General features: G+C 33.7%; 15 protein-coding genes. 5 read left to right on the top strand and 10 right to left on the bottom strand.

Annotated elements, in window-relative coordinates; all coding sequences use genetic code 11:
- Positions 1 to 2 precede the first annotated feature (2 nt).
- From ACEN2F_RS07185 to ACEN2F_RS07170, 4 genes are all read right to left on the bottom strand, one after another.
- Positions 3 to 1,106 (bottom strand): hypothetical protein, encoded by a 1,104-nt coding sequence (locus ACEN2F_RS07185; RefSeq protein ID WP_441737431.1) that lies wholly within the window; start codon positions 1,104 to 1,106, stop codon positions 3 to 5.
- 26 nt (positions 1,107 to 1,132) lie between these two features.
- Entirely contained in the window at positions 1,133 to 1,501 is a 369-nt protein-coding gene (locus tag ACEN2F_RS07180; RefSeq protein ID WP_441737429.1) for a response regulator transcription factor, read from the bottom strand.
- A gap of 462 nt (positions 1,502 to 1,963) precedes the next feature.
- On the bottom strand, positions 1,964 to 2,728 hold the full coding sequence (locus ACEN2F_RS07175) for a TIGR02757 family protein (protein ID WP_441737427.1): 765 nt from the start codon (positions 2,726 to 2,728) through the stop codon (positions 1,964 to 1,966).
- A 139-nt stretch (positions 2,729 to 2,867) separates the two neighbouring features.
- A complete protein-coding gene (locus ACEN2F_RS07170) occupies positions 2,868 to 3,530 on the bottom strand; it encodes an ABC transporter ATP-binding protein (RefSeq protein WP_441737425.1) in 663 nt (220 codons plus the stop codon).
- A gap of 244 nt (positions 3,531 to 3,774) precedes the next feature.
- Between ACEN2F_RS07170 and msrA the strand changes: the two genes are divergently transcribed.
- Positions 3,775 to 4,323: a peptide-methionine (S)-S-oxide reductase MsrA gene (msrA, locus tag ACEN2F_RS07165; protein ID WP_441737548.1), complete on the top strand. Its 549-nt coding sequence runs from the start codon at positions 3,775 to 3,777 to the stop codon at positions 4,321 to 4,323.
- Positions 4,324 to 4,367: 44 nt separating this feature from the next.
- Positions 4,368 to 4,667 (top strand): hypothetical protein, encoded by a 300-nt coding sequence (locus ACEN2F_RS07160; protein WP_441737424.1) that lies wholly within the window; start codon positions 4,368 to 4,370, stop codon positions 4,665 to 4,667.
- Between the two features lie 15 nt (positions 4,668 to 4,682).
- Here ACEN2F_RS07160 and ACEN2F_RS07155 read toward each other — a convergent pair whose 3' ends face one another.
- The 5 genes from ACEN2F_RS07155 to ACEN2F_RS07135 form a co-directional block, all read right to left on the bottom strand.
- Positions 4,683 to 4,985, bottom strand: coding sequence for a DUF6787 family protein (locus tag ACEN2F_RS07155; RefSeq protein ID WP_441737422.1), 303 nt, complete (start codon positions 4,983 to 4,985; stop codon positions 4,683 to 4,685).
- 32 nt (positions 4,986 to 5,017) lie between these two features.
- Positions 5,018 to 5,452 carry a DUF6146 family protein gene (locus tag ACEN2F_RS07150; RefSeq protein WP_441737420.1) on the bottom strand — a complete coding sequence of 145 codons (435 nt, stop codon included), beginning with the start codon at positions 5,450 to 5,452 and terminating at the stop codon, positions 5,018 to 5,020.
- A 118-nt stretch (positions 5,453 to 5,570) separates the two neighbouring features.
- Complete coding sequence (locus ACEN2F_RS07145; RefSeq protein ID WP_441737418.1) at positions 5,571 to 6,521, bottom strand: D-2-hydroxyacid dehydrogenase; 951 nt, start codon at positions 6,519 to 6,521, stop codon at positions 5,571 to 5,573.
- A 187-nt stretch (positions 6,522 to 6,708) separates the two neighbouring features.
- A complete protein-coding gene (gene serC / locus ACEN2F_RS07140) occupies positions 6,709 to 7,779 on the bottom strand; it encodes a 3-phosphoserine/phosphohydroxythreonine transaminase (protein WP_441737416.1) in 1,071 nt (356 codons plus the stop codon).
- Between the two features lie 93 nt (positions 7,780 to 7,872).
- Positions 7,873 to 8,931: an acyl-CoA reductase gene (locus ACEN2F_RS07135; RefSeq protein ID WP_441737414.1), complete on the bottom strand. Its 1,059-nt coding sequence runs from the start codon at positions 8,929 to 8,931 to the stop codon at positions 7,873 to 7,875.
- 135 nt (positions 8,932 to 9,066) lie between these two features.
- Between ACEN2F_RS07135 and ACEN2F_RS07130 the strand changes: the two genes are divergently transcribed.
- On the top strand, positions 9,067 to 9,417 hold the full coding sequence (locus ACEN2F_RS07130; protein ID WP_441737412.1) for a 4Fe-4S dicluster domain-containing protein: 351 nt from the start codon (positions 9,067 to 9,069) through the stop codon (positions 9,415 to 9,417).
- Positions 9,418 to 9,580: 163 nt separating this feature from the next.
- On the opposite strand, the gene ACEN2F_RS07125 is transcribed toward ACEN2F_RS07130, so the two are convergent.
- A complete protein-coding gene (locus tag ACEN2F_RS07125; RefSeq protein ID WP_441737410.1) occupies positions 9,581 to 12,310 on the bottom strand; it encodes a TonB-dependent receptor in 2,730 nt (909 codons plus the stop codon).
- 326 nt (positions 12,311 to 12,636) lie between these two features.
- Here ACEN2F_RS07125 and ychF point away from each other — a divergent pair, with 326 nt between their 5' ends.
- Positions 12,637 to 13,731, top strand: coding sequence for a redox-regulated ATPase YchF (ychF, locus tag ACEN2F_RS07120; protein WP_441737408.1), 1,095 nt, complete (start codon positions 12,637 to 12,639; stop codon positions 13,729 to 13,731).
- A 379-nt stretch (positions 13,732 to 14,110) separates the two neighbouring features.
- A complete protein-coding gene (locus ACEN2F_RS07115; protein WP_441737406.1) occupies positions 14,111 to 14,638 on the top strand; it encodes an NADPH-dependent FMN reductase in 528 nt (175 codons plus the stop codon).
- The last annotated feature ends 86 nt before the right edge of the window (positions 14,639 to 14,724 follow it).

The raw sequence follows: 14,724 nt of genomic DNA, 5'->3' as shown, positions 1-14,724 counted from the left end.
ACTTAATGGTGATCTAGATAATTAACAATTTTCAAAAAGTCAGGTTCAGAAGATTCAAACTGAAGCGAGTTGAATTTCTCTTTGTTGAGCACTTTTAAAATTTTTAATGCCGAAAGCTTTACTTCAAAAATCTCGTAATGGATGTATTGCAACAGAAATAATTCGTCACTAGGTTGATACAAATTTTCCATCATTTTAAAAAAAGCAATTTGTTCTTCCGGACTGCGATATTCTATTTTGTTTTTCAAAATTTCTTTAGCCTCCAAGGCGTTTAAATAATGCAATACATGAATTGCTTCAAATCTTATTTTTTTATTGATGTGATATAACAAATGAATTAATTCATCTTTTGCTTCAAATTGATTGTATATTTTTGCTAGTTTTAATGAAAAAATTACAACTGAATCATTAGAAGAATTTAACCAGAATTTAATATTAGTAATATTCTGGTTTTCCATTCTTTGTAAAACTTCTAATAATTGAATCTGATCCCATTCTGATAGCGATGTTTCTAAGATATCTAAAAAATCAAGTCCTTCAAAATAAAATAAATTGACCATATACAATTGCATTTCTTTTCGGACCTCTCGTTTTGGATGGTTAATATGAACTATAATTTCATCATGAGCTTCCTTGACATGAAATTGCTTTAATTCTCGAATTCCTTTAGCTACAACATACCATTTTTTGTGTCTTAATCTGGTTAAGGCATACTCCTTCAAACCAAGATAAAAATAAAGTTTATGAATAGATTCAGCTATTTCTCCCGAAATTTCATTTTTTAATTTTAGCAAAACACCAATAAATATTTTTCGTCGAAAGGGATTTGTAATACGGTTTTTTAATTGATCAATAATTACTTGCTGTTCTGCACTGATATCTTCTTCTTCATTTCCGGAATACAAATAGTTTATAAGATGGGATTCATATTCCTTCTCATATTGTGCCGTTATTTTTTCGTTTTCTCTTAAATGTCCTCTTAAAAATTTTAGATAAAGTATTAATGGAATTATAATTAATAAAAACACAGCACTAATACTCCATACTATTTGAATAATAGATGGTGATTCATTAAAATAATCAATCAAGTAATAATTTGTGTTCATACAATAATCCAGGGCAATTGAAACGGTTAACGCAATAGTCTTTTAACTCTAATAACTAATTCATTAGGGCTTAAAGGTTTACTCATAAAATCAGTAGCGCCTAAATCAAATGCTTTAAGGACTATTTCTTCCTGACCCGCTGATGAAAAAACGATGATAGGCGTTTGCATATGTAGTTTATTTCTTACGTGACTGATAACTTCTAATCCGCTTATGAAAGGCATCATAATATCAGTCAAAATCAATTCTGGATTATGTTCTTCAATTAATTCTATGGCTTTTTTGCCGTCTATAGCAGTCAGAATTATGTACCCTTCTTTTTCTAATCTAAATTTTAACAGCAACAAAAAAACAGAATTATCCTCTGCTAAGACGATTTTTTTGGCATCACTCATGGCACATTATTTTTTGTTCTGTTGAAAATGCATTTGCTTGCTGTTTTAAAATTAATATGAAGAAACTTCTATCTGCTGCAATTATATTTTGTAGTTTTTTTAATAATAATATTTTTATCATGGATCGAATCTCTAATTTATTTTATTTGGAAATACCAAATCGGAATTATTGGTCTAATATCAACCAAGACTATGTACGTAATTTGATCAATACTAGTTTTTGATTTATGAATAATTAATGCAAGTATTTTTAACTTGTTGATTTTACTATATCACTAAAGTAATAGTACAAAGATTATACGCTTTGTGATGAGGACTAAATTATATTTTTTGTTCAGTTTAAGGTCATTTTTAGATGGGAATTTGTTGCAAATAAAAAAAAATAAAGATTATTACTTAACAACTTCCAGATTAAATATATTAATAAAAAATACAAAAATAGTAATTTAACTTTTTAGTACGTTAAAAACCTTCAAAAACACCTAATCCAAATAAAGCAAAATCGTATTTAACAGGATCTGTACTATCGAATTTCCGCAGTTTAAAGTCTAATTCAGCTACGGCTTTGCCATCATTTTGTTTGCGCGTCAATAGACCTAATTTTCGTGCTACGTTTCCGGAATGCACATCTAAAGGACAGGATAATGCTGCCGGTGCTATGCTTTTCCAGATTCCTAAATCGACTCCGTTATTGTCTTGACGAATCATCCATCTCAAATACATATTGATTCTTTTTGCTGCTGAATTATTCAACGGATCCGATATGTGTTTTTGGGTTCTATATTGATGCGGAATTTCAAAGAATACTTTTTTGAATTCATGAATGCTTTTTTGCATTGAATGGGTTTCCTGATGTTTGCTAAACACCGCTTCTAAACCGCCATGATTGCTGTAAATGTGCTGTAAACTTTTGATAAAACTGGCAAAATCAATTCCGTTGAAAGTTCGATGTACGAAAGTTTCTAGTTGTTCCAAATCATTTTCGGTATGAGACATAACAAAATCGTACGGTGCGTTTCCCATTAAATCCATCATTCGATGGGAGTTTTTAAGAATCATTTTTCGATTTCCCCAAGCAATTGTAGCACTGAGAAAACCAGCGATTTCTATATCTTCTTTTTGTGAAAACAAATGTGGAATCTGCACAGGATCACTATGTATGAAGTCGAGTGTATTATATTGTACTACTTTTTCGTCGAGGAAATCTTTAAGTTCTGATGTATTCATTATAGAGGATGACTTTAAAGACGCATTTGTTTTGAGCAAGTATAGTTTGTTGTTGCAATTCATAGCCCAGATAGAAACGACATCCTTTTTATTTTTTCTTTAAAAATAAAAAGATAGAGTGTATAGCTGGAAATAGCTCCTAATTACTAATCAAACCATCTACCATTATTAGTTTTCTGTCGGCCATGTTGGCTAATTCCTCATTGTGTGTTACGATGACAAAGGTTTGACCAAATTCATCACGCAGTTTAAAAAATAATTGATGCAGGTTTTCAGCAGAGGCAGTATCCAGATTTCCGGATGGTTCATCAGCAAAAATAATGGCTGGTTTGTTAATTAGTGCTCTAGCCACCGCCACACGTTGCTGTTCTCCGCCCGAAAGTTCATTGGGCTTGTGATTCATTCTATGGGAAAGACCAAGATATGTCAGTAATTTTTTAGCTTCCACCTCAGTTTCGGCTTTTGGTTTATTAGCTATAAATGCAGGAATGCATACGTTTTCTAGTGCTGTAAACTCCGGTAATAATTGATGAAATTGGAAAATAAAGCCTAAATTTAAGTTTCTGAATTTGGACAAATTTTTGTCGTTCATCGTCAAAATATCTTCATTGTTGATGCGCAATTCAATTCCGTTTTCAACAGTTGGCTTATCTAAAGTTCCTAGAATTTGCAAAAGTGTCGTTTTTCCAGCTCCCGATGCACCTACTATAGAGACAATTTCTCCTTTTTGAATATGTAAATCAACTCCTTTGAGCACATGCAGTTGATCGTAATATTTGTGCAGATTTTTGGCTTTTATCATGTAAAACTATTTTTGCAAAGAAACAAAGATTTTAATGATTATTAAATGCAACGCAATTTTTTTTGCCTTGACAAACTATAAACTTTAGTTAATAGGATGCATTCACTGCGTAATAATGAATAAATTTGATTTTAATTAATACATTATGAAAAAAATAATTGGTGTTTTTTTGGCGCTATTGCCGTTTTCATTTTGCGCAAAAGAAAAAAATATTGTTTTGCCAAAAAGTATAGAAACAAATAATATGGAAATACAAAACGAAGTAGAAGTTGCAACCTTAGCAGGAGGTTGTTTTTGGTGTACAGAAGCAGTTTTTTTACAATTAGATGGCGTAAGTAAGGTGGTGTCGGGATATATTGGGGGAACCACGGTGAATCCAACGTATCAGCAAATTGGTACAGGAAATACTGGTCATGCCGAAGCTATTGAGATTACCTTTGATCCCAAGAAAATAAGCTTTGGGGAGCTTTTAGAAATATTTTTTGCCACTCACGATCCCACAACATTAAACCGTCAAGGCAATGACATTGGTACGCAATATCGAAGTGAAATTTTTTATCAAAATCCATTTCAAAAACAATTATCAGAGGATTATATAGCATTGATGACTTCCGAAAATACATTTGGAAAACCAATTGTTACTAAAATTTCGCCAGCAATGAAGTTTTATGTTGCGGAGGATTATCATCAAAACTATTATAACCAGAACAAAACACAAGGATATTGCAGTTACGTAATTACTCCTAAAATTGATAAATTGAAAAAATTATATCAAGACAAGCTTAAAAAATAAGTGGCATTAGATTTGTAAACATGTTGTAACAAAATTCATATGCTATGACAGCTCAAGTATCTATACCCGTTGGTAGTAACAAAACTAGGAATTTTTTTTTAGGAATTTTATTTGATGCTATTGGAATGCTTTCATTTACCGTTCCGTTGATAGGTGAATTTTCAGATGTGATTTGGGCTCCAATGGCCGGTTTTTTGATGACTTGGATGTACAAAGGCGCCGTAGGAAGGGTAGGAGGAGTGGTTACTTTTTTAGAGGAAATCTTACCTTTTTCGGACTTTATACCCACTTTTACATTAACATGGATTTATAATTATATTATCAAAAAAAAAAACGTCTCGTAATTGAGGCGTTTTTTTTTAGTCGGTAAAGAGGAAACCTAATCCCAATCGTTTTAGCATCTTTTTTTCGAAAGCCCAAAAGAATTTGAACTGTCCAAACAAAAAGCCTATCAAAACCAAAAGAATTTGGTATATAGGGAAAATCAGAATTAACCGTACAGGAGTAAACCAATACCCTAGATCTTCAGAGGTAATCCCCAACCAAAAACAAAACGGTTTAGAGAGCCATGCTGATGCTGATCCGGTTATCGCAAATACGATAAATATAAGGGTGAGTTGGAAATTAGTTTGAATTCCCCAACGTTGTTTGAGTTTGTTCATTTTTATTTATAATGAATACAAATATAGTGACATTATCTGATGGGGACAAAACCAAAAAGTTTTTGTTTGTATGTGTTTTGAAAATAAATCATGTAATTGTATATCAAATAATTTACTTCATACCCATAATCAATGTTAGGATCATAATTAATGGTCATTTCGTATAAATTGGGATCATAGCGTTGCGGTTGCAACACTCGACTGTTCCATTCACTTATATAAAGTTGGTTTTTAATTTCTAGAAAAGATTGCGAATGATAATTGCGCGGAAAAGCTCTTGAGCTAAGCCAAGTATTAAAACCGGGATCAATAATGATCACTTCATATTCTAGTTCATCATTAGCAATTCGTACTGTGTCGCCTTGAGCTGCAACGGATTTTTCAGTGCTGGGAAAAGCAGTTTTTGAAGTGTTACAACCCAAAAACACACAAAAAAGGACGATTATAATGTAATAGCTATTCTTCATGATGATAAAATTGAATTATAAAGTTACAAAAAACAACTCATTGATTGCTAGATTTTTAGACAAAAAAAGAGGCTGTTTGATTTAAACAGCCTCTCGTTAACTATTTAAAAAGCAAAAACTAGCCTAACAAACTAATAATTTGCGATGCTAATTCAGTACCAATTCTGTCCTGTGCTTCTCCAGTTGCAGCTCCAATGTGAGGAGTCAACGATATTTTATGATTCATTAAAATAGTCATTTCAGGAGTGGGTTCGTTTTCAAAAACATCTAATCCAGCAAATAATACTTTTCCGCTGTCTAATGCTTTCACTAATGCAACTTCGTCAATAACTCCACCACGAGCGCAGTTTACAATCCCCACACCATCTTTCATTATTGCTAATGCAGCCTCGTCAATGATATAACCGTCTTGAGCAGGAACGTGTAATGTAATGAAATCAGCTTCTTTGAACAAAGATTCTAATGATTGTGAAACGATTGTCGTTGTGATGGATTGCCCGTCAAAAAATGCTACTTTCACATCTACCTGTGGGATAAAACTATCGGCAGCAATAACTTTCATACCCAATCCTAACGCCATTTTAGCAGTAGCCTGACCAATACGGCCAATACCAACTATTCCAAGTGTTTTACCTCTTAATTCGATTCCGTTTGCGTATGCTTTTTTCAAGCCATCAAAGTTGGTATCGCCTTCAAGTGGCATATTTCTATTAGAATCATGCAAGAAACGAACGCCAGAAAATAAATGTGCAAAAACTAATTCCGCCACTGATTCTGATGATGAGGCTGGAGTATTGATTACATGAATTCCTTTACTTTTGGCATAATCTACATCAATATTATCCATTCCTACACCGCCACGACCTATTATTTTCAATCCTGGGCATGCATCAATAATGTCTTTACGAACTTTAGTCGCACTTCGCACTAAAACTACACTAATATTATTTTCATTAACAAAATTAGCTACTTGTTCTTGTGCTACTTTTGTAGTTATAACTTCAAATCCACCTTTTTCTAAAGCTAGAATTCCACTTTTAGAAATTCCGTCATTGGCTAATACTTTCATTTTTTATATCATTGCGAGGAATAAAAAAATCATCCTCATATTTATTTAATATTTTATTTTTCTGGAGCTATTTCCCGCTTTCCATTGCAATCTTTTATGTTTTTAAATAAAAAACATAAAAGGATTTTCACTTCAATCAGGGCTAGGGATTCAGAATTCAATTTGTATTTTTTTGTTAAACTAAAATCTAAACTTTAGCTTCCAATTCTTTCATTACATCAACCAATACCTGAACACTTTCTAAAGGAAGCGCATTGTACATAGAAGCTCTGTAACCGCCTACTGAACGGTGTCCAGGCAAACCTGAAATTCCTGCTGCTTTCCACATTGCATCAAATGTTGCTGCATGTGCTTCATCATTCAATAAGAAAGTAGCGTTCATAGTCGAACGATCTTCAGTTGCTGCAGCTCCTTTAAATAACGGATTTCTATCAATTTCTCCATAAATTAATGCTGCTTTAGCATTGTTTATTTTTTCAATAGCAGCAATTCCACCCAGGTTTTTCAACCATTGTAAAGTCAATAAAGACGCGTAAACAGGAAAAACAGGTGGCGTATTGTACATACTTTCTGCTTTGATATGTTTGGCGTAATCCAACATACTTGGGATTATTCTACCATTTTTACCTAAAATTTCTTCTTTTACAACAATCAGCGTAGTTCCAGCTGGGCCCATATTTTTTTGTGCGCCTGCATAAATCAAATCAAATTTAGAAAAATCTAATTCTCTTGAAAATATATCTGAACTCATATCACATACAATTGGCATATCCACTGATGGAAATTCCTTCATTTGTGTCCCAAAGATCGTGTTGTTGCTTGTGCAGTGAAAATAATCAGCATCTGCAGGTATTGTATATCCTTTTGGTATGTGATTGTAGTTTTCTTCTTTTGAAGAGGCAACTACTACGGTTTCACCAAAAAGTTTGGCTTCTTTTATAGCTGCTGCTGCCCAAGTTCCAGAATCAAGATAAGCTGCTTTTCCACCTTCTTTCATCAAGTTATAAGGTGCCATAACAAATTCTAGACTTGCTCCGCCTGAAAGAAATAAAGCTTTATACCCTTTGCCTTCGAGGCCTAAAAGTTCAATAACAATAGCTCTTGCTTCATCCATAACGGCAACAAAATCCTTGCTCCTGTGCGAAATTTCTAAAAGTGATAACCCGGAATCGTTAAAATTTAAAATGGCTTGTGCTGATTTTTCAAAAACTTCTTGCGGTAAAATACAAGGTCCTGCGCTGTAGTTGTGTTTTTTCATGGTGTAGTTTGTATCCAAAAAATTAAAGTGCAAATTTCGACAATAGGAGTTTAAAAAGCGTTAATTAATTCGGAATAATTGAACTTTTTTCAGCTATATTGTTAACAAAAACGAAATAGTATCAGTGTTATCTGCATAATTCCATAATAGAGGATTTTGAGTTTGTCCAAAATGGACATTATTCTCAATCGTGCTATCAGCTACAACACATTGTATTTGATCACTTTCTGATTGTAATCTTGTCTTTAAGTCATTTATGTCTTCATAAAACTCATAAAAAACACTTGAAATAGGCGAAGCATGACTTTGATCTTCTTTTAAAGTTAAAAATCCGTTATCCAATAATTTGAAATTACTCATCAGGAAAACGGCTTTGTTGTAATCGTAATTGTTGGCGTATTTTTCGTAATGAATGACGTCTTGGTACACAAATATAGCTTCAAAAAACGGAACAAACGAATAACCTTTTGGAACAAAAAGTTTAGAAACATTGCGGCAACCCAATCCAAAGTAGCGAAAAATATCTTCACCCAAAGCGGTAAGCTGTTCTTTGGATTCATTTCCAGTCAAAACCGCTACTGAATTCCTGCTTTTTCTAATAATAGAGGGTTTGTCCTTAAAATAATATTCAAAATACCGGGCTGTATTGTTACTTCCCGTGGCTATAACGGCATCAAAATTCTCTAATTTTCCCGCTACGAAAGTAATATTTTGAGTTAATTCTGGCTCTACAGCAATGATGTATTTTGCTAAAAAAGGTAATAAATGCTGATCGTTTGAGGATGTTTTTACCATTACACTATTTCCGGTAATCAAAACCGAAAGGAAATCGTGAAAACCAACTAATGGTATATTTCCTGCAAGAATTAAAGCGACTTTTTTAGGCTCTTGAATTGGAATGTCATAAGGAGAAAGCCATTCATTGAGGTTTTCTGCTGTTAATGCTTCGGCCCATGAACGCATGGAGAAATAAACATTTTCGGGAGTATACCAGCCGTTGTGTGATTGCGATAATTGAATCAAGTCAATAAAAGCATCAAAAAACGTGTCGTTGTTCAAAACTGCTGGATTTTTTGATGTGTTATTTTCGGAAAACTGACTTAAAAATTTGCCTAATTCAACAAAAACACTTTTTTTTGTTTCTAATGTCATAATGTTTGCTTATGAATAGTTTTGATTGTAATTTTGCACAAAAATAAGCATTATTATATCGAAAGTCAAAAGTCCTAATGTCAAAAGAATATTTGGCAACCGACTATCGAGATTATGGCTTTAAAACTATAAAAGATGGCAATTATTATAACAGATGAATGTATCAATTGTGGCGCTTGTGAACCCGAGTGCCCAAATACAGCAATATATGAAGGAGCAGACGATTGGAGATACAAGGATGGAACAAAACTGAAAGGAAAAGTAATTTTACCGGATGGTTCCGAAGTAGATTCTGATGAGGCTCAAACTCCAATTTCTGACGAAGTGTACTATATTGTACCGGGAAAATGTACGGAGTGTAAAGGCTTTCATGATGAGCCACAATGTGCGGCTGTGTGTCCTGTAGATTGTTGTATTCCAGATGATAATCATGTGGAAAGTGAAGAAACATTACTGAGCAGACAAGCATTTTTACACAACGAATAAAATAGAATTTAGTATTAAATCAAATCAATAATCCTGAGTGTAATGCTCAGGATTTTTTTTGTCAATGATAGCTGTATTGCGAGTGTTTAATTTTTTGGAGAATAAATGAAATAAAAAAAGGGCTGTCGAAAGACAACCCTTTTTAAATTATTCAGTAACCGAATTAAAATTTATAGTTCAATGATAAATTAAACATCGTTCCTAATTGGCTAAAGTGGTAACCATCATACGTCATTTGAGAATAACGTTGATTGAAGGTGATCAAGTCCGATTGTTCTTTGATACCAACAGCATTATTAATAAGTGCGGTTCCGGCTGCATTTTCAGCTTTAAATTCCCACTCAGGTAAAACATTTAATAAATTATTTACGTTTAACGCTACTGTTAATTTTTCTGTTGCAGAAAAGGTAACGCCCAAGTCAGTGACAACTTTTGTTAAAAATTCGACTCTTAAATCATCGCTCATACCTGCGTTTTTGAATTTTGTAGGTCCAAAAACAGTATTATTCAAAGAAAAACCAAATTTCCCAATTTCATAATCCCCACCTACAATGTATTTAAATTTTGGTCTTGAGGTAAAAAGTAATGCTTCCTGAGTAGCATCAATGATAGTTTGATTAGCTAAAGCTCCGGATAAGTCTTTAACGCTTTGAGGATCTTTTACCGCTCCGTCTCTTTCGTTTTCAAAGGTGTAATTTCCAGAGAAATTAAGCGCTAATTTTCCTGATCCTAACAAAATATTTCTGTAACTGGCAACAACATCCACTCCAGAAGTTTTAGTATCCATACCATTTACAAAGAAACTTTGTTGGTTTGTAGGTTCTCCATTTTGATCTAGTTCAAATGCAATTTCATTACTTAGCAATACTCTGTCTTTTACTTTGATATTGTAGTAATCTAAAGTAAAAGTGAAGTCTTTAGAAGGTTTTAATCCAAAACCTAATGTTAAGTTCTTCGATTTTTCTGCATCTAATTTTGGTATTCCGTTTTGTCTTGCTGCAGATGAAACATTGTTTATTAATCCCGTTACCACAATTGCACCACCCGCTTGGAAAGAGGATTGCGATTTTTGAGTATAAATTTGGTGCAATGATGGCGCTCTGAAACCAGTTGAAAGAGAACCTCTTAAGGTGATTTTGTCATCTAGAAATTTATATCTTGAGCTTAATTTCCATACGGTTGCTCCGCCAAAATCACTGTAATCTTCGTAACGTACTGTACCGTTAACTAAGAAATCTTTAGTTACATCATACGCAACATCAAAATAGCCACCTAAATTGTACCGATTAAATTTTCCTGAATTCTCAGGAGTATTTCCTTGAAATGAATCTGCACCAACACCAAAATAAGACGCTTCATCTCCAGCAATAATCTCAAAATTTTCTGTTCTAAATTCAGATCCAAAACCAATGCTGATTTTATCAGAAACCACTTTAGAGATGTCTAAATTACCAACGATGTGGTTGAATGAGGTTCCTCCTGGTCTGAACGAAATTGGGCTTGAACCACCGTAAACAAAATCATATGTTGCTGGATTTCCATCAAAATCTGACCTATTGTGAGAATTACTAACCGTATAGCTTTGTTTGTTACCACCTGTTGTAATACTAGCATCTGTATTCCAGTCATTTTTTGTTGATTTATAACCAACTGTTGCGTTGTAGTCATTTAAATCTCCAGTAAAAGTAGGAACATATCCTACGTAAGAACTTGCATTTGCACCATCTCCAAATAGATCTAATAAATAAGGAAATTCATCTAATGTTCTCCAATATGGTGTTCTGTAGTTAGCAAATGAGTTTACTTTCTTGTACACATAAGCGGCATTGTAATATAATTGCGTATTTTCTGTATAATTAACTCCACCATTCACTAAGAATTTTGCAGCGGCAGTTTCTGGGGAACCATTAATATTTCCAGCATCAGGATATTTTGCAAGAAAAGCTTGTACGTCTGCTAAAGGAGCTCCAAAACCTGTATTACTATCTGCTTCAGCAGCTGCATCAACTTTACCGGGTCTGTTCGCCAAGTTCACTTTAGAAAAATCTACGGTATAATTGACAAAACCTCTTTCACCTACGGTAGATCCGTTGTTTAAACTTACGCCTAACATTTCGCCATCACCCTCTGAAGTAACTCCACTTCTAAGTGTTACAGATCCATAATTAGTATTCTTTTTTAATATAATATTCATAACTCCTGCAATCGCATCTGATCCGTATTGTGCTGATGCACCATCACGAAGTATTTCCACTCTTTCGATAGCGTCAGTAGGAATTGCTGAAATATCTGCACCTGTTTCACCACGTCCCGGCGACGTTTGGGTATACAACAAAGAACTCATGTTTTTACGTTTCCCGTTGATAAGGATTAAAGTTCTACTCGGTCCCATATTTCTGATTTCATAAGGATCTAGTAATGAAGTTGCATCGTTTACCGGAGTTTGAACCGTGTTGAACGATGGAATTTTGTACTGTAATGCTTTGTCAAAAGAAGCTTGTCCGGTTGAGGCTAAATCTTTTGCAGAAATTACATCAATAGGCAGCGCTGATGTGGTATTACTTCTTGGCGCTGTTCTGGTTCCTGTAACTACAACTTCATTTAGATTTTGTCCTCCTTCTTCTGACAGGACAACATTTAGAACAGCACTGGTAACTGCTTTCTCTAATTTGGCAAAACCTACATAGCTAAAAACTAAAGTTGCTCCTTCTTTAACTTTTATCTTGTAAGCGCCATCCATGTCAGTAGAAACTCCATTTTGGGTCCCTTTTTCAATAATGTTAACACCTGGCAAGCTGTTGCCAGTGTCGTCTTTAACGATGCCCGAGACTTCTTTTTGCGCAAAAAGTAGCGAGACATTTAACAAAAAGAATAATAATGCAATCTTTTTCATAATAAGTTGAGTTTAGTTTTTGGTTTGTTTTAAAATCGGGCGCAATATAAATTTTTTTTAACAAAAAATTAGCGTGTAGTTATGTTTTCATAAAAAATTACTAATAATTTAAATTATTGCAATTTTATAGTCACAATTAATGTTTTAATTATATCATCTAAACATTTATAAAATCTTATCTTTGCAAACTTTTAGCACAGATGCTTTATTTTGAGGCCAGCCTGTTATTCGCAAAAAAAAAAATACGATGAAGTCGTTGTGAAATTTGTTTAAATAACAGTACGATTTCGATACCATATTCCATTAAAAATAAATATTATCTACACATGAAAGCAGGAATTGTAGGATTACCGAATGTTGGAAAATCAACATTATTCAATTGTTTATCCAATGCAAAAGCGCAAAGTGCTAACTTTCCTTTTTGTACCATCGAACCCAATATAGGTGTTGTAAATGTGCCGGATTCCCGAATGGAAAAACTGGAAGAATTAGTAAAGCCAGAACGCGTCCAAATGGCAACTGTAGATATTGTTGATATTGCAGGATTAGTAAAAGGAGCCAGTAAAGGCGAGGGTTTAGGAAATCAATTCTTAGGAAATATTAGAGAGTGTAATGCAATTATTCACGTTTTACGTTGTTTTGATAATGATAACATTGTTCACGTTGACGGAAATGTAAACCCAATTCGCGACAAAGAAACCATTGATATCGAGTTGCAGTTAAAAGATTTAGAGAATGTCGAAAAACGTTTAGAAAAAGTAAATCGTGCCGCTAAAACAGGTAACAAAGAAGCACAAACTGAAAAAGCACTTTTAGACCGAATCAGAGAAACATTGCTTCAGGCAAAATCAGCTCGAATAGTTGTTCCTCAAAACAATGACGAAGAGGTTTTGATGGAAAGTTTTCAGTTAATCACGGCTAAACCCGTTTTATACGTGTGTAATGTTGATGAAAACTCAGCAGTAAACGGAAATAAATACGTAGATCAAGTTCGAGAATTGGTCAAAGATGAAGATGCTGAAGTGATCATTCTTTCTGTAGGAGCCGAAGCCGATATAACTGAATTAGAAAGCTATGAAGAGCGTCAAGTTTTTCTAGAAGATATGGGTTTAAGCGAACCTGGAGCCTCAGTCTTGATACGTGCAGCCTATAAATTATTGAAGCAACAAACTTATTTTACCGCAGGTGTCAAGGAAGTTCGTGCTTGGACTATCGATGTTGGTTCAACTGCGCCGCAAGCTGCAGGAGTAATTCACACTGATTTTGAAAAAGGATTTATCCGTGCCGAAGTTATTGCTTACGAGGATTTTGTTCATTACGGTTCAGAGGCAAAATGCAAAGAAGCAGGAAAATTCAAAGTTGAAGGTAAAGAATATATCGTAAAAGATGGTGATGTGATGCATTTTAGATTCAACGTGTAAATAAGTCATAATGTCCAAAGTCATAAAGTCGAAAGTTAGTAATAGCTTTCGACTTTTTTTGTACCCAATCCAGCTTTCCACTTCAAACGAAGTTCACTGAACTCCAATAAAAATAAAACGCAATGGTATTAGTAACGGATAGTCATGATTTTATCATCATTTTTTAAATCTGTGAATCAGTGGCTAATTATTTTGTAACAGAGGCAATAAAAAAGTAAGACTAATTGGCAAAATACTTTCCACTAGAATCTGAGTTAAAATCGATTTCAGTTAATATCAACTTTGATAATTTCAGTTTCATTTTTTAAATCTGTGAATCAGTGGATAATTATTTTGTAACAGAGCCAATTTTTAGTACTTTTAAAAAAAAACAAGTATCATGAAAATAATCGCTTTTGGCGCAAGCCCTAGTAAAAATTCAATCAACAAAAAATTAGCGATTTACGCCGCAAGCCTTTTTGACAATGCTGAAGTTGAGGTGTTGGATTTAAACGATTTCCAAATGCCGCTTTTTACGGTAGATATCGAGGTCACAATTGGTCAGCACGAGTTGGCAAAAGCATTTTTGGCTAAAATTGCCACTGCCGATATTTTAGTAGTTTCCATGGCGGAACACAATGGAAATTTTTCTGCAGCCTTCAAGAATATTTTTGACTGGTGTACCAGAATAAATGGGAAGGTTTTTCAAGAAAAACCTATGTTATTGATGGCCACATCGACAGGAGCTAAAGGGGGATCAAACGTTTTAGGAATCGCAAATAATGCTTTTCCTTTTTATGGAGGAAATGTAAAAGCAACTTTTTCATTGCCAAGTTTTGAAGCTAATTTTGATGAGATAAATAATAAGATTTCTAATGCTGAGTTGGATAATCAGTTGAAAGAAACTATTAAAAATTTTAAATTTTAATGGTAATAGCAACTACAATTTGAAATTGGCAATTTAAAATCGTAAATCCCAAATTAGAAATTGATTGTCAATATCATTTTTGATAA

Source organism: Flavobacterium sp. W20_MBD1_R3 (genome assembly GCF_052119725.1).
Taxonomy (GTDB): Bacteria; Bacteroidota; Bacteroidia; order Flavobacteriales; family Flavobacteriaceae; genus Flavobacterium.
Note: the sequence above shows the minus strand (reverse complement) of the source record. Positions and strands in the feature narration are given on the sequence as shown.

Coding starts and splice junctions, on each gene's coding strand:
- ACEN2F_RS07185 (WP_441737431.1), bottom strand. CDS start 1,106: ATGAACACAAATTATTACTTGATTGATTATTTTAATGAATCACCATCT.
- ACEN2F_RS07180 (WP_441737429.1), bottom strand. CDS start 1,501: ATGAGTGATGCCAAAAAAATCGTCTTAGCAGAGGATAATTCTGTTTTT.
- ACEN2F_RS07175 (WP_441737427.1), bottom strand. CDS start 2,728: ATGAATACATCAGAACTTAAAGATTTCCTCGACGAAAAAGTAGTACAA.
- ACEN2F_RS07170 (WP_441737425.1), bottom strand. CDS start 3,530: ATGATAAAAGCCAAAAATCTGCACAAATATTACGATCAACTGCATGTG.
- msrA (WP_441737548.1), top strand. CDS start 3,775: ATGGAAATACAAAACGAAGTAGAAGTTGCAACCTTAGCAGGAGGTTGT.
- ACEN2F_RS07160 (WP_441737424.1), top strand. CDS start 4,368: ATGACAGCTCAAGTATCTATACCCGTTGGTAGTAACAAAACTAGGAAT.
- ACEN2F_RS07155 (WP_441737422.1), bottom strand. CDS start 4,985: ATGAACAAACTCAAACAACGTTGGGGAATTCAAACTAATTTCCAACTC.
- ACEN2F_RS07150 (WP_441737420.1), bottom strand. CDS start 5,452: ATGAAGAATAGCTATTACATTATAATCGTCCTTTTTTGTGTGTTTTTG.
- ACEN2F_RS07145 (WP_441737418.1), bottom strand. CDS start 6,521: ATGAAAGTATTAGCCAATGACGGAATTTCTAAAAGTGGAATTCTAGCT.
- serC (WP_441737416.1), bottom strand. CDS start 7,779: ATGAAAAAACACAACTACAGCGCAGGACCTTGTATTTTACCGCAAGAA.
- ACEN2F_RS07135 (WP_441737414.1), bottom strand. CDS start 8,931: ATGACATTAGAAACAAAAAAAAGTGTTTTTGTTGAATTAGGCAAATTT.
- ACEN2F_RS07130 (WP_441737412.1), top strand. CDS start 9,067: ATGGCAATTATTATAACAGATGAATGTATCAATTGTGGCGCTTGTGAA.
- ACEN2F_RS07125 (WP_441737410.1), bottom strand. CDS start 12,310: ATGAAAAAGATTGCATTATTATTCTTTTTGTTAAATGTCTCGCTACTT.
- ychF (WP_441737408.1), top strand. CDS start 12,637: ATGAAAGCAGGAATTGTAGGATTACCGAATGTTGGAAAATCAACATTA.
- ACEN2F_RS07115 (WP_441737406.1), top strand. CDS start 14,111: ATGAAAATAATCGCTTTTGGCGCAAGCCCTAGTAAAAATTCAATCAAC.